At 75.8% G+C, this 14,104-nt stretch carries 12 protein-coding genes and 1 pseudogene; 7 read left to right on the top strand and 6 right to left on the bottom strand.

The window, feature by feature from the left end:
• Window positions 1-29: 29 nt before the first annotated feature.
• From AC0VYN_RS13695 to AC0VYN_RS13685, 3 genes and pseudogenes are all read right to left on the bottom strand, one after another.
• Window positions 30-455: a CBS domain-containing protein gene (locus AC0VYN_RS13695; RefSeq protein ID WP_386920776.1), complete on the bottom strand. Its 426-nt coding sequence runs from the start codon at window positions 453-455 to the stop codon at window positions 30-32.
• 87 nt (window positions 456-542) lie between these two features.
• Window positions 543-946 (bottom strand): annotated as a pseudogene (locus tag AC0VYN_RS13690) (PPC domain-containing DNA-binding protein).
• Complete coding sequence (locus AC0VYN_RS13685; RefSeq protein WP_475536213.1) at window positions 943-2,955, bottom strand: BTAD domain-containing putative transcriptional regulator; 2,013 nt, start codon at window positions 2,953-2,955, stop codon at window positions 943-945. Before AC0VYN_RS13685 ends, AC0VYN_RS13690 begins: the two are co-directional and overlap by 4 nt.
• Before the next feature lie 140 nt (window positions 2,956-3,095).
• Between AC0VYN_RS13685 and AC0VYN_RS13680 the strand changes: the two genes are divergently transcribed.
• The gene (locus AC0VYN_RS13680; protein ID WP_475536212.1) at window positions 3,096-3,974 is read left to right on the top strand and encodes an alpha/beta fold hydrolase; all 879 of its coding nucleotides are present in this window, start codon (window positions 3,096-3,098) and stop codon (window positions 3,972-3,974) included.
• Window positions 3,975-4,092: 118 nt separating this feature from the next.
• Here the strand turns inward: AC0VYN_RS13680 and AC0VYN_RS13675 are convergent, their stop codons facing one another.
• Entirely contained in the window at window positions 4,093-4,521 is a 429-nt protein-coding gene (locus tag AC0VYN_RS13675) for a VOC family protein (protein WP_475536211.1), read from the bottom strand.
• Window positions 4,522-4,648: 127 nt separating this feature from the next.
• Between AC0VYN_RS13675 and AC0VYN_RS13670 the strand changes: the two genes are divergently transcribed.
• The 5 genes from AC0VYN_RS13670 to AC0VYN_RS13650 all read left to right on the top strand — a co-directional run bounded on the left by AC0VYN_RS13670 (window position 4,649) and on the right by AC0VYN_RS13650 (window position 11,982).
• On the top strand, window positions 4,649-5,329 hold the full coding sequence (locus tag AC0VYN_RS13670; protein WP_475536210.1) for a LysE family translocator: 681 nt from the start codon (window positions 4,649-4,651) through the stop codon (window positions 5,327-5,329).
• A gap of 152 nt (window positions 5,330-5,481) precedes the next feature.
• Window positions 5,482-8,100, top strand: a complete 2,619-nt coding sequence (lanKC, locus tag AC0VYN_RS13665) for a class III lanthionine synthetase LanKC (RefSeq protein WP_475536209.1) — start codon at window positions 5,482-5,484, stop codon at window positions 8,098-8,100.
• 32 nt (window positions 8,101-8,132) lie between these two features.
• Window positions 8,133-8,261, top strand: a complete 129-nt coding sequence (gene ramS, locus AC0VYN_RS13660; protein ID WP_003972313.1) for a mycelium formation morphogenetic lantipeptide SapB — start codon at window positions 8,133-8,135, stop codon at window positions 8,259-8,261.
• Between the two features lie 80 nt (window positions 8,262-8,341).
• The gene (locus AC0VYN_RS13655) at window positions 8,342-10,198 is read left to right on the top strand and encodes an ABC transporter ATP-binding protein (protein ID WP_475536208.1); all 1,857 of its coding nucleotides are present in this window, start codon (window positions 8,342-8,344) and stop codon (window positions 10,196-10,198) included.
• The gene (locus AC0VYN_RS13650; RefSeq protein WP_475536207.1) at window positions 10,195-11,982 is read left to right on the top strand and encodes an ATP-binding cassette domain-containing protein; all 1,788 of its coding nucleotides are present in this window, start codon (window positions 10,195-10,197) and stop codon (window positions 11,980-11,982) included. Before AC0VYN_RS13655 ends, AC0VYN_RS13650 begins: the two co-directional genes overlap by 4 nt.
• Window positions 11,983-12,009: 27 nt before the next feature.
• Here the strand turns inward: AC0VYN_RS13650 and AC0VYN_RS13645 are convergent, their stop codons facing one another.
• Together AC0VYN_RS13645 and AC0VYN_RS13640 are read right to left on the bottom strand one after the other, a co-directional pair.
• A complete protein-coding gene (locus tag AC0VYN_RS13645; protein WP_475536206.1) occupies window positions 12,010-12,606 on the bottom strand; it encodes a LuxR C-terminal-related transcriptional regulator in 597 nt (198 codons plus the stop codon).
• Window positions 12,607-13,128: 522 nt separating this feature from the next.
• Window positions 13,129-13,275, bottom strand: coding sequence for a hypothetical protein (locus AC0VYN_RS13640; protein ID WP_475536205.1), 147 nt, complete (start codon window positions 13,273-13,275; stop codon window positions 13,129-13,131).
• Here AC0VYN_RS13640 and AC0VYN_RS13635 point away from each other — a divergent pair.
• Window positions 13,274-14,083, top strand: a complete 810-nt coding sequence (locus AC0VYN_RS13635; protein WP_475536204.1) for an LLM class flavin-dependent oxidoreductase — start codon at window positions 13,274-13,276, stop codon at window positions 14,081-14,083. The genes AC0VYN_RS13640 and AC0VYN_RS13635 overlap by 2 nt on opposite strands.
• Window positions 14,084-14,104 lie beyond the last annotated feature (21 nt).

Raw genomic sequence — 14,104 nt, 5'->3', positions numbered from 1 at the left:
AGGTCCCGGACGCCCGTGCCGCGTCCCGGTCAGTGGCCGGGGTCGGCCCTGCTGATGTCCGCCAGGGCGGAGTGCGGGTCCTCGGTGCCGGCCAGGTCGCCGAGGCTGACCACGCCGACGGGGACGCCGCCGTGCTCGACGACCGGGAGGCGCCGGACGGCGTGGCGCCGCATCAGGTCGACCGCGTGCTCGGTGGAGTCCTCCGGTGCGAGGGTCACCACGGGCGGCGGCGTGCACACCGAGCCGACCGTGGTGTCGTCCGGGTCGCGGCCGTCGGCGACGCTCCGGAGCACGATGTCGCGGTCGGTGAGCAGGCCGAACAGGTCGCAGTCGTAGGTCACCAGGACGTCGCCGACGTTCTCCTCGCGCATGAGCCGGGCCGCCCGCGTCACCGAGGTCATCGGTTCGACGGCCACCGTGGCGGGTGACATCACGTCGCGGACGCGCTGTGTCATGGTCGCGCCTCCCTGGGTGTCTGTGCGTGCTTCGTGCGGGCCGCGTAGCCCGCTCGCGGGCCGGTAAACCGGCTTCCGGCGGCCGGCTCAGCCGAGGTCGATCAGGGCCAGACCGATCTCCGGCCGGTGTGTCCTGGCCAGCTCGGCGGGGCTGTCGCGGACGACGACCTCCAGCGTCGGCCAGACCCTGCCCGAGAGCAGGTGGCCGCCGCGGGTCGAACCGTCGGACAGGCCCAGCACGGCGTGCAGGTGTCGCCGATCAGCGACAGCACCTCGCACTGCTCGCCGACGGGGATGTTCCGGTAGTCCCCGGACTCGCGGTCGAACCAGCCGACGACCGCCTCCGAGAAGGCGCCCACGGCGGTCACCTGGGAGGCCTTGAGGGAACGGTCGCGGGCGAAGGCGGTGAGCTCGGCGACCGCCTCCTCGCCGGGGTCGAGCACCACCACGTACACCGCCGACGGGCCGTCCTGCACCTGTTGCCACTTCATGCGCGGCCGGGTACCCGGCGCGGTCCGGCACAACCGCCGTCCGGCCCGAGCGCGCGGCGGATCGCGGCGAGCCAGTCGTCGACCGGGCCGAAGGTGAGCAACCCGCTGCCCGCGCCCGCGAGTTGCCCGGCCGCGGGAAGCAGCCGACCGTACGTCCGCCGCAGCGCCGTCCGGTCGCCGAGTGCGAGGGCGAGGGCGGCCTCGGCGCAGCACAGGGCCTCGTGGAGGAGGTCGGGCGGCGGCTCGGTCAGGGCGCGCAGTGCCGACCGGGCCTCGGCCTCGCGGCCCTCGCCCAGCAGCGCGAACGGTGCGGCCCACGGACGGTACGGACCCCAGTCCGCCCGCGGATCCACCTCGGCGGGCCGTCCGTGGGCCAGGCGCAGTCCGAGCAGTGCCAGGGGCAGCAGTCCGCGCTCCAGGCCGGGCATCCCCGCGCCGTCGAGCCGGGCGGCAGCGGCCCGGTAGCCGGCCTCGGCACGGCCGTACGGGCTGCCGGTGGCGGCTTGGCGCAGGGCCCGGTACCAGGAGGTGAACACCGCCACCAGGGGCCGTTCGTGCCGTGCGGCGAGGCGGTCCACGGCGTCGGCGTGCTCGTCGGCGGCGGCGAAGTCGCCGAGGGCGGACCGCGCCTGGACGCGGATCAGACGGCCGAGCACCTCGTGGCTGTGCAGGCCGTACCGGCGGGCCAGGGCGACGAGTTCGGCGCCGACGGCGTCCCGGCGCGGGGCGAGCCCGGCGGTGGTGCAGGACTGCATGAAGGTGCCGTTGAGGGCGAACGCCAGCAGCGCGGGGTCGTCCAGGCCGCGGGCGATCCGCTCGGCCTCGGCGGCGGCCTCGGGTCCGCGTGCGGACCGGACGCCCCGGGACTCGACGGCGACGGTGGCGAGCAGCCGGCAGCGGGCCGGGGCGGTCCCGGCGTCGTCGGGCAGGGCGGCGAGGGTGTGTTCGGCCGCCGTGACGATCCGCCGGGCCGCCTCCGGGTCGTCGCTGCGGGTCCACACGGCGGGGACGTCGTAGGCGCCGATCACCCGGGCCGCGAGTTCCACGTCGCCGGTCTCCTCGGCCGCGGCGACCGCCGCGGTGCGGTGCTCGCGTGCCGCCTCGAGACCACCGCCTCCGGTGACCGCGAGATCGCGCAGCAGGCCGACGGCCGACTCCAGCCGGACACGGGCTCCGGCGGCGACCGCGCGGTCGTACGCCTCGGTCGTGCGGGACCACAGGCGGGCCGCCGCGTCCGCGGGTTCGGCGGGCGGGTCGAGCGACGGGTCCTGGGCGAGGATGCCGGCCTCCAGCCGGCGCAGCCGGGGCCCGGGGTCGATGCCCAGTTCCCCCGTGAGCAGGGCGCGGGCCCGGCGCAGTACCGCGAGGGCGTCCGCCTGGCGGCCGGTCCGGTACAGGGCCAGGGCCAGCAGCCGCCAGGCCTCCTCCCGCCGGGGGTGTCCGGCCAGGTGCGCCTCCAGGTCGGGGACCGCCTCGCCCGCGCGGCCCAGGCCGACGAGCAGGTCCGCCCGCCGCTCGACCGCGTGCAGCCTGAGCTCGGTCAGCCGGGCGTGTTCGCCCCGGGCCCACCTCTCGCCGCCGAACTCCGCGTAGGCGGGCCCGCGCCACTCCCCCAGGGCCGCGGCGAGCCGGGCGGACGCCGGGTCGGCCGGCAGCCGGCCGGCGAGGGCGACGGCCTCCTCGAAACGCCAGGCGTCCACCGCGTCCGGTGCCGCGCGCAGCGCGTAGCCGGGGCCGTCGGTGACCAGCAGCCGGGCCGGTGCCCGGCGCGGGCGTTCGGGTTCCAGGGCACGGCGCAGATCGCCGACGAAGGTGCGCAGCGTGCCGACGGCCCGGGCGGGCGGTACGTCCCACAGGTCCTCGACCAGGCGCGCGACGGGGACCACGCGCCGCCGGGCCAGGACCAGCCGGGCCAGCAGGGCCCGGTGCCGGGGTCCGCGCAGGTCGAGCACGGCTCCGTCACGCTCGGCCGTGACGGGCCCGAGCACCCCGAACGTGACCGCTTCCATGTTCCGTCCGCCCTGCTCCGCGCCGCCCCGTGTCCGATCACCACGGTACGCGCGCTGATCGGTTGCTGATCCGCGCCCGGCAGCCTGTGAGGCGTCCGGCGACGGACGTGTCGAACAGCACCGAAAGGCACCGATCAGTCATGGCACCGACCATTCCCGGCTTCACCTACGACCGTGTCCCCGTCGCCGACGGCGTCGCGCTGAACGTGGCCGTCGGCGGCTCCGGCAGCCCTCTCGTGCTGCTGCACGGCTTCCCGCAGACCCACCTGATGTGGCGGCACGTCGCGGCCGACCTCGCCGCCGAGCACACGGTCATCTGTCCCGACCTGCGCGGTTACGGCGACAGCGACAAGCCGGCCGACCGCGACGGCACCGCGTACGCCAAGCGGACCATGGCCGCCGACGTCGTGGCCCTGGCCCGGGCGCTCGGGCACGACAGGTTCGCGCTGGCCGGGCACGACCGGGGCGCCCTGGTGGGGGTCCGGGCCGGGCTCGACCACCCGGACTCGGTGACGCACCTGGCCGCGCTGGACGTGCTGCCGACCCTGGACATGTGGGACGTCCTGCACGGGACGACGGCGGCCGTGGGCTTCCACCTGTATCTGATGGCGCAGCCGCCCGGCCTGCCGGAACAGCTCATCGGCGCCGCGCCGGACGCGTTCTTCGGCCACTTCCTCGACGTCTGGACCCGGGACCCGGGGGCCCTGCCCGCCGATGTCCGCGCCGCCTATCTGAAGGCGTCGCGCGAGGCGGTGCCGTCCATCGTGGCCGACTACCGGGCCTCGGCGGGCGTCGACGTCGACCACGACCGGGCCGATCGCGAGCGCGGCAGCCGGCTGCGGATGCCGGTGACCGTGCTCCAGCAGGACTGGGGCGCGGCCCTCGGCTACGACGCCACCGCGCTGTGGCGGGCCTGGGCGCCCGGGCTGCGGCACATCACGGTGGCCTGCGGGCACTTCATGGCGGAGGAGGCGCCCGGGGAGGTCGCCGGTGCCCTGCGCGACCTGCTGGCCCGGTAGCCGTACCGCGCCCGCCTCGGGGACGGGCCGTGCCGCACGGTCCGGCGGACCGTGCGGCAGGGGTGGTGTGCCGTCGCCCCGCGAGCACGCGTGTGCGCGGGGAACCGCCGGCGGCGGGTCAGTGTGCTCCGGGGACGTCCTCCGTGACGCCGTTCAGCGGTGAGGCCGGGTCACTGCCGTAGGGGCGGGTGAAGGCCTCCATGCCGTGCCCGGACGGGTCGGTGAAGTAGACGCCGCGCCCGCCGTCGTTGCGGTTGATCCGGCGCGGGTGCCGCCCGTGCGGGTCCGCCTGGATGGGGACCTCGCCCTCCACGAGCCGGGCGAGGACCTCGTCGAACTCGTCCTCGGAGACGAGGAACGCGTAGTGCTGGACCGGGATGTCGATGTCGACGGTGGCGAAGTCCAGCGTGACGCCGTTGGCGGTGGGAACGGGCAGGAACATCCCGGCGGGCTCCCCGACCTCGAGGCCGAGGACTCCGGCGAGGAAACGGGCGGACCTCTCCCGGTCGCGGGAGAGAACGATGGTGTGGTTGAACTCGACTGACACGGGCAATGCCTCCACGGGCATCCGCGGCGCCTCCATGCCTCACCCGGTCGGTGACCGGCACGCGATGCCGCGCGGAAGATCCTAGGCGAGCGGTCCGGGCATGTCGACGGGCCGGCCGTCGGCGGAAATGCCGTGGAGGCCCGCGCCGGCCCCGTGGTTGCATGCCGCCACGGTGTCCCCCGACCGTCTGCTCGCCTTCGCCGCCCTGTCGCTGCTGCTGATCGTGGTGCCGGGGCCCAGTGTGCTGTTCGTGATCGGCCGGGCGCTCGCGCAGGGGCGCCGGGCCGCGCTCACCACGGTGGTGGGCAACACCCTCGGCGCGTACGTGCTGGTCATCGCCGTCGCGCTCGGGGTCGGGTCGGCCGTGGAGCGCTCGCTCCTGCTCTTCACGGTGCTCAGACTGGCGGGCGCCGCCTACCTCGTGCACCTCGGGGTGAAGGCCTGGCGCGAACGCCGTTCGCTGCGGGCGGCGTTCACCGGAGCCGGGGAGGCGCACGGCGGCCGGCGCACCTTCTGGGAGGGGTTCGCGGTCGGCGTCACCAACCCCAAGACCATCGTCTTCTTCGCCGCCGTGCTGCCGCAGTTCGTCGACCGCGGCCGGGGCGGTGTCGCGGCGCAGCTGCTGCTGCTCGGCCTGGTGTTCAACGTCATCGCGGTGGCCTGCGACAGCGCCTGGGGGCTGCTCGCCGCCACGGCGCGCGACTGGTTCGCGAACTCCCCGCGCCGGCTGTCCGCGGTCGGTGGCGCGGGCGGCCTGGCCATGATCGGCCTCGGTGTCACCGTGGCCGTGACCGGGCGCAAGGACTAGTCCGCCGCGTCCGGACCGTGGGCGGCCGGGCGCCGGTGCGTCCCAAGTTACCTGTGCGTTCCGCACCTTCGAGAGGTGACAGCGGTGACTGTGCCGGGCACGGCGGCCCGTGAAAACGTCTTCCTCGGCACCGACCGGCGGAGGGAGAAGGCGTGAACAAGGGCTATGCCGTGTACTGCGACGCGGACCCGCACTTCTACGACGCGCCGCACCGCACCGCCCCCGGCACCGCGGCGGCCGGCACCCGGTACGCGGCGGCCACCGAGCCCGTCCCGGCCGGCTGGCAGCGTGGCGAGAGCGGCGACTGGCTGGCCCTTCGGCCGGTGGACGCCGAACTGCCGGCCCAGGGCTGGAAGATCCACGTCTCCGCCTGCCTGGACAACGCCGAGTCCGTCCTGGAGCGGGTACGACGGCACTGTTTCGAGCAGGGTGTCGCGTTCAAGTTCGTCCCGAGCCGCTATCTGCTGCACCAGCGCAACGCCAAGTACGCCGACCGGGCGGGCAGCGGCAAGTTCATCACCGTGTACCCGGAGGACGAGGAGCGGTTCGAGCGCCTCGCGGGCGAGCTGACCGCCCTGCTGGCCGGCGAGCCCGGCCCGCACATCCTGAGCGACCTCAGGCTCGGCGACGGCCCGGTGCACGTGCGCTACGGCAGCTTCACCCGCCGCAACTGCTACGACGAGGACGGCGAGCTGAGACCGGCGATCGCGGATCCCGACGGGGTTCTCGTTCCCGACCCGCGCGGTCCGGTGTTCCGGGTGCCCGACTGGGTGAGCGTGCCGGCGTTCCTGAAGCCCCACCTCGAGGCGCGGGCGACGGTGACCCTGGCGGACATCCCGTACACCGTCGAGTCGGCGCTCCACTTCTCCAACGGCGGTGGCGTCTACCGGGCGCGGGACACGCGCACCGGTGAGCTCGTGGTCCTCAAGGAGGCCCGCCGGCACGCGGGTCTGGCCGCCGACGGAGCGGACGCGGTGGCCCGGCTGGAGCGCGAACGCCGGGCGCTAGAGCAGCTGTCCGGCCTCGACTGCACCCCCGAGGTGCGGGACGCCTTCACCGTCGGCGAGCACCACTTCCTCGTTCTCGAGCACCTCGACGGCAAGCCGCTCAACACCTTCTTCGCCCGGCGCCACCCACTCATCGAGGCCGATCCGGACGAGACGCGGCTCGCCGAGTACACCGAGTGGGCGCTCGACGTCCACTCCCAGGTCGAGCGTGCCGTCACACAGGTGCACGAGCGGGGCGTGGTCTTCAACGACCTGCACCTGTTCAACATCATGATCCGCGACGACGGCCGGGTGGCCCTGCTGGACTTCGAGGCCGCCCATCACGTCGACGAGCCGGGCCGGCAGACCGTCGCCCACCCCGGGTTCGTGGCACCGCCCGGCCGGCGGGGTCCCGCCGTGGACCGGTACGCGCTGGCCTGCCTGCGGCTCGCCCTGTTCCTGCCCCTGACCAGCCTGCTGGCGCTGGACCGCCGCAAGGCCGAGCACCTCGCCGACGTGGTGGCGCGCCAGTTCCCGGTGCCGCGGGCCTTCCTGGACGCGGCGGTCGCCGAGATCACCGGCACGCCCTCCCGCCCGCCTGCGGCACGACGGGACGGTGACGGATTCGTCCCGGTCGAACCGGGCGACTGGCCCCGCAGCCGGGACTCGATGGCCGCAGCCGTCCGCGCCTCGGCGACCCCGTCCCGGGACGACCGGCTGTTCCCCGGCGACGTCGCCCAGTTCGCCACCGCGGGCGGAGGCCTGACGTTCGGTCACGGAGCGGCCGGCGTGCTCTACGCCCTCGCCGAGAGCGGTGCGGGACGCGACGAGGACGGGGAGCAGTGGCTGCTGGAGCGGACGAAGGAGCCGCCGTCCGGCATGCCGCTGGGCTTCCACGACGGGATCGCCGGGACCGCCTGGACGCTGGACCACCTCGGGCACCGCGCCCGGGCCCTCGACCTGACCGGGACGCTCCTCGAGCAGCCGCTCGAGGGACTCGCCCCCGACCTGCACAGCGGCACGGCCGGCATCGGCCTGATGTTGGACTCCCTGGCCGCCTCCACCGGAGACCCGGCCCTGCGCACCGCCGCGCTGCGGTGCGCCGAGCTGAGCGCCCGGACGATCACCGCCGCCCCGGCGGACGGGGGGTCCGGACGCCGGCCCCGCGCCGGTCTGCTGCACGGTGCGACGGGCAGCGCCCTGCTCTTCCTGCGCCTGTACGAGCGCACCGGCGACACCGGTCTGCTGGACCTCGCGGGCACCGCGCTGCGCCAGGACCTCGCGCGCTGCGTCCGTGGCGCGGGCGGCGCCCTCCAGGTGGACGAGGGCTGGCGCACCATGCCGTACCTCGGAGCCGGCAGCGTGGGCATCGGCATGGTGCTCGACGACTACCTGGCGCACCGCCCCGACGAGGAGTTCGAGCGGGCGCGCACCGAGATCGTGCGCGCGGCGCAGGCCATGTTCTACGCCCAGCCCGGCCTGTACCGGGGCGTCGCCGGCATGGTGCTGTACCTCGGCCGGACCACGGCGCCCGGCCCGGGCACCGGCCCCGAGGCCGTCCGGCGCCAGATCGACGCGCTGGCCTGGCACGCCATGTCCTACCGCGGCCACCTCGCCTTTCCCGGCGAGCAGATGATGCGCCTGTCGATGGACCTGTCCACCGGGACGGCCGGCTGCCTGCTGGCCCTCGCGTCCGTACGCGGCGACCGGCCCACCGGTCTGCCGTTCCTCCCACCGCCGCGGCCCGAGCCGCGGCCCACGAGCCGGTCCCACGAGGGGCCGTGAACAACCCGTTGTCCGTACGAAGGGATGATCACATGAACCTGTTCGACCTGCAGTCGATGGAGACCCCGAAGGAAGAGGCCATGGGGGACGTCGAGACCGGCAGCCGCGCCAGCCTGCTGCTCTGCGGCGACAGCAGCCTCAGCATCACGACCTGTAACTGACGTCCGAGGCGGCCCGTCGCGGTCACCGCGGCGGGCCGCCCGGTCCGGTACCGGCGTCCCGGCTCACCGCCGGGGCGCCGGTGCCGTGTCTCGTCGCCGCGGTGCGCGGCGCCGACCACAAGGAGGGGCGGCTGGTGGACAAGACCCCGGTCCGGCGGCGCGAGGACGCGGCGCCCGGCCCGCCGGGACCGCCCGGCGCGGATCCCGGCCGGGTGCCCGAACTGCTGGTGCTGGTCTGCTCGGTGGCGGCGGCGGCCGCCGCGGTCGCACAGCCCCTGGTCCTCGGCCGGGCGCTGGACCTGCTGCTGGACGGAGGCGACGCCGGGGCCTGGCTCACGGTGAGCGTGGGGCTGCTCGTCGGCGAGGTCCTCCTCGACGGACTGACCGCGCTGCTCACCGGCCGCTGCACCGCCGGCTGGACGGCGTCGATCCGCTCCCGCGCCCTCACCGGCCTGCTGCACGCCGTACCGGACGCGACGCGTCCGTACTCCGCGGGAGACGTCGCGACGCGGCTGACGCTCAACGCCTCCGACGCGGGCGGTGCCCCGGCCGCCCGGGCCGCCCTCGCCGCCTCGCTGATCACCCCGGCCGGCGCGCTCGTCGCGCTGGCCTTCGTCGACCTGTGGGTCGCCGGATGCGTCCTGGCCGGTCTGCCCGCCCTGGTGCTGGTGCTGCGGGTCTTCGCGCGCGACACGGGAACGTCGGTGCGTGCCTACCAGCGGGTGCAGTCGGACATCGCGGGCCGCCTGCTGGAGGCCATGGAGGGCGCGGAGACCATCGCCGCCGCCGGGACCGCGGACCGTGAACGCCGCCGGGTGCTCCGGCCGCTGGCGGAGCTCGGCGCCCTGGGCGAGCGCATGTGGATCCTGCACGGGCGGGCGCTGGCCACCGGCGGCGTGCTCGTCCCGCTGCTGACCGTGGCGGCCACGGCCGTCGGCGGGCTCCGGCTCGGCGCGGGCGCCCTGAGCGTCGGCGAGCTGCTGGCGGCGTGCCGTTACGCGCAACTGGCCGCCGGATTCGGCAGTGCGGCCACGCTGCTCGGCGCGCTGGTCCGGGGGCGGACGGCACGGGAACGCACCGCGGCCCTGGAAGGGCTGCCCGCCCTGCCCCACGGCGGCCGGAACCTGCCGCCGGGCGGCCCGGGGGTCCTCGCGCTGCGCGGAGTGCGCGTGCTGCGGGAGGGGACGGAGGTGCTGCGGGCGGACGACGTGGTGGTGCCCGGCGGGGCGACGGCCGCGGTCGTGGGCCGCAGCGGTTCCGGCAAGTCCGTCCTGGCGGCCGTGGCGGGCCGGCTCGTCGATCCCGACGAGGGAGACGTCCTGCTGGACGGCGTCCCCTTGAGCTCCCTGACCCGTGCGAGCCTGCGCGCCGAGGTCGGCTTCGCCTTCGCGCGTCCGGTGCTCGGTGACGGCACCGTGGCGGAGGCGGTCGCGGCCGGGACACCCCCCGCGACGCCGGACCGGGCACGGAAGGCGATCCGTGTCGCGGGCGCCGACGCCTTCGTGCGCCGCCTGCCGCGGACGTACGACACCCCGCTCGCCGACGTCCCGCTGTCCGGCGGGGAGTACCAGCGTCTGGGGCTGGCCCGGGCGTTCGCCCACGCGGGCCGGCTGCTCGTGATGGACGACGCGACCTCCAGCCTCGACACCGCCACCGAGCACGCCGTGGACCGGGCGGTGCGCGACTCCCTCGAGGGCACCACCCGTCTGGTCGTGGCGCACCGCCCGTCGGTCGCGGCGCGGGCGGACCTGGTGATCTGGCTGGAGGCCGGACGGGTACGGGCGGTCGGCCCCCACCGGCGGCTGTGGGAACGGGCCGCCTACCGTGCGGTGTTCGCCACCGGCGCCGGATCCGCCGCCGCCTCCGCCACCGACGGCGCGGACGCACGGCCCGCGGGCGACCCGATCGCCTCCCTGCACGGCGAGGTGCGGCCGTGACCGCCACCGACGGCGGCCCCGTGCCGCGGTACGGCCGGAGGCCCGGACCGCTGCGCCGGGTCCTGCCGCCCGCCCGGCGCTTCCTGGCCGGGCGCAAGGGCGTCCTCGCCCGGCTCGGGGCGTGGTCGGTGGCCGAGTCGGCGCAGACCTTCCTGGTCGGGTACGGCGTGGCCCAGGCCCTCGACCGGGGCTTCCTGGCCGGTGACACGGCCGCCGGGCTCGGCTGGCTCGCGGTCGCCGCGGTCGCCGTGCTGCTCGGGGCGCCCGTGGTCCGGGGTGTCTTCGCCCAACTGGCCGGACTGACCGAGCCGTTGCGCGACGGTCTGGTGCGGCGGGCGGTCGCGCGGTCCATGGCGGAGGCGCAGGCCCGTCCCGGTGGCGGGGACCGGGCCGCCGTCTCTCGGCTCACGAACCAGGTCGAGATCGTGCGGGACAGCTTCGCCGGGCTCGTGCTGACCATGCGCTCGTTCGTCTTCACCGCCGCCGGCGCGCTGCTGGGCCTGTTCTCGCTGGACCCGGCGCTGCTGCTGGTCGTCGTGCCGCCCCTTGCCGGGGGCCTGGCCCTGTTCCTGGTCACGCTGCGGCCCATGGCGGCGGCGCAGCGGCGGGCCCTCGCCGCCGACGAGGCGCTGGGCGATCACGCGACGCGGACCCGGGGGGCGCTGCGGGACATCACCGCCTGCGGTACGCAGGCGGAGGCCGCGCGCGACGGTGAGCGGCTCGTCGCGGAGGCCGCCGGCACCGCGCGGGTCCTCGCCCGCTGGGCCGCGGTGCGCACGCTGGCCCTCGGTGTCGCGGGGCAGCTGCCGGTCCTGCTCCTGCTGGTGACCGTGCCGTGGCTGCGCAGCAAGGGGGTCACCACCGGGGCGCTGCTGGGTGCCTTCACCTACCTCGCCCAGGCGCTGCTGCCGGCGCTCCACACCCTGATGACGGCGATCGGGGCCGCGGGGACGCGGCTGCTCGTGGTCCTGGACCGCATCACCGGCTCCGGGCCGTCCGCGCCCCTCACCGGCCCGCCGCCGGCCACGCCCGCCGCGGACCCGGACCGGCGGGCGGAATCGCCTGCCCCCGCCGTGGAGCTGCGGTCGGTGACGCTGTCCTACGGAGCACGGGCCGAACCGGTCCTCGACGGGCTCGACCTGCGGGTCGAGGACGGCGAGCACCTGGCCGTCGTCGGCCCCAGCGGCATCGGCAAGTCGACCCTCACCCGTCTGGTCGCCGGGACGCTGGCGCCGGGCGGGGGCGTGGTCGAGGTGGCCGGCCGTACGGTCGCGGGCCGCGGCCCGGCCGAGCTCTCCGCCCTGCGCGTCCTGCTGCCCCAGCAGGCGTACGTGTTCACCGGTACCGTCCGGGACAACCTCACGTACCTGCGTCCGGACGCCTCCGTGGACGGCATCCTGGCGGCCGTGCGCGAACTCGGCGCCGAGGCCCTCGTCGAGCGCCTGGGCGGACTCGACGCGCCGCTCGCACCGGCCGGTCTGTCGCAGGGCGAGCGCCAGTTGCTCGTGCTGGTGCGGGCGCACCTGTCCACGGCGCGTCTGCTCCTGCTCGACGAGGCGACCTGCCACCTCGACCCGGCCGCCGAGGCACGGGCCGAGGAGGCCCTCGCCCGGCGTCCGGGTGCGCTCGTCGTGGTGGCCCACCGCATGTCGTCGGCGCTGCGGGCCGACCGGATCCTGGTGCTGGACGGCGTCGGTGCCGTGTGCGGGACGCACCGTGAACTCCTCGGCCGTTCACCGCTCTACCGCGATCTGGTGGGGCACTGGGGCGAGACCCTGAGCTGACCCGGGCGCGCCGCGTGCCCCGCCTCCTCACACCCAGCCGGCGCTCTGGACTATGCGTATGGCGTCGACCCGGTTGCGTGCGCCGACCTTGCGTATCGCACTGGCCATGTAGTTGCGGACCGTCCCCCGCGACAGGTGCAGGAGGCCGGCTATCTCGGCGACGGAGGAGCCTTGGGCGGCCTGCGCCACCACATGGAGCTCACGGGCCGTCAGGGGTGACTGGGACGCTTCCAGCAGGGGGACGGTGAGTCTCTCGTCGAGGAACCGTTCGCCCTTGGCGACGGTGTGCACGGCGGCGATCAGACGGTGGGACGGGGCGTCCTTGGCGACGAAGCCGAGCACTCCCGCGTCGAACGCCCTGCGCAGCACGCCCGGCCGCTCCGGTGCGGCGAGGACGACCTGTCGGGCCCCGCACCGGTCCCAGAGGGGTGTACGGCACAGCTCCTCCGTAGCCTCCAGACAGTCCCCGTCCACGACGCACACGTCGGCGGGTAAGTCGTCCTCGTCGGGCTCCTCGCCCCGGGACGACATGGACGAGACCTCGAGTCCGTCGGCGGACAGGAGCAGTTGCGCCAGTGCCGAACGCAGCAGCAGCGCATCGTGCACCACAAGAACACGAACCATGTACGACCCCCAAGGTCTCCCGGCCGTCCGCGCGGACCACCGGGCTCGTCCCCCAATGTCCCCAGCCGTCTGCCCCGGGGTTCCGCCCGAGAAGCACTCAATGCGGCCGCACCGGGAGACAGCGACATCAATCCGCCGTTCTCGACGGTGCCGGAGGACGCGGCCGGGAAGGGTCGTCAGGCCGGATCGCGTCGTTGCGGGGCGGACCGGACGAAGAGCCTCCACCCGGCCGGCCGCTCGCAGCGGCGTCTTTCGCCACGGGAGTGACGCGAGCGCGCAGGAGGGACTCGGAGGGGACCCCTCGCGCCCGGATCCCACAGGCCGAAAAGCGTCGAAGTGAATGTGGCCCGAAACCCCGCGTTCGGCCCGCTCCGACTTGCCCCGCAGGGCGATTTCGGATCCGCGCCGCGGCCCTGCCCGGCCCGGCCGCGCGCCCGGCGGCCCGTGCCCGGCGCCCCTCGCGGCGTCCGTCGCGTCGTCCGCCGTTCCCCTCGACGCCTCGCCGCGACCCGGGGCACCGGACTACCCGGCGGCCTGTCCCCGCCGGCGCTCCCGGGCCCCCTCACCCGCCCGCCGCGCCCTGTCCATGAGCCGCTCCCGCCCCCGGGGCGGCAGCAGGGACAGCGGTGTCACGAACAGAGCGATCAGCAGCGCCGGGCCCCAGTCCATGCCGTCGTCCCGGTACCGCAGGACCAGCACCGGCAAGGACGCCCGCTACCGCCGTACCGGCGAATTCCTGAGCGTGGTCCGGCGGTTGTGGGGCGGCGACGGTGTCGACCTCGACGGCGAGCACCTCCGGGTGGAGGGCGCGCGGCCGGCCCGCGTGCCCGACCCGGTGCCCGAGGTCTACTTCGGCGGTTCGTCGCCCGCGGCGGTCGAGGTGGCCGCGCGGCACGCCGACGTCTACCTCACCTGGGGCGAGCCGCCCGCGCAGGTCGCCGAGAAGATCGCCCGGGTCCGTGAGTCGGCCGCTCAGGAGGGCCGCACCCCGCGGTTCGGCATCCGGCTGCACGTCATCACCCGCGACACCTCGGCACAGGCCTGGGCGGAGGCGGAACGGCTGCTGTCCGGCTTCGACCCGGACACGGTACGGGCCGTGCAGGAGGGCCTGGCCCGCAGCGAGTCGGAGGGGCAGCGGCGCATGCTCGCCCTGCACGGCGGCGCCCGGGACGGGCTGGAGATCCACCCCAACCTGTGGGCCGGTATCGGCCTGGTGAGCGGCGGCGCGGGCACCGCCCTGGTCGGCGGCCACGAGGAGGTCGCCGAGCGGATCGAGGAGTACGCGTCCCTGGGCATCGAGGAGTTCGTGCTCTCCGGCTACCCGCACCTGGAGGAGGCGTACTGGTTCGGCGAGGGCGTCCTGCCGCGGCTGGCCGGGCGGGGCCTGTGGCGGCACCCGGACGGCGAGCCGGCGGCGGCCCCGCCGCCCCGGTCGGAGCAGCCGGCGGGGGCGGCGGGGGCGGCCTTCGCGAGCTGAGCCCGGCCGGCGCGGAACGGG

The organism is Streptomyces sp. 63XJN7_1_ISO-PGPR-S23-121 (genome assembly GCF_056173025.1).
Note: the sequence above shows the minus strand (reverse complement) of the source record. Positions and strands in the feature narration are given on the sequence as shown.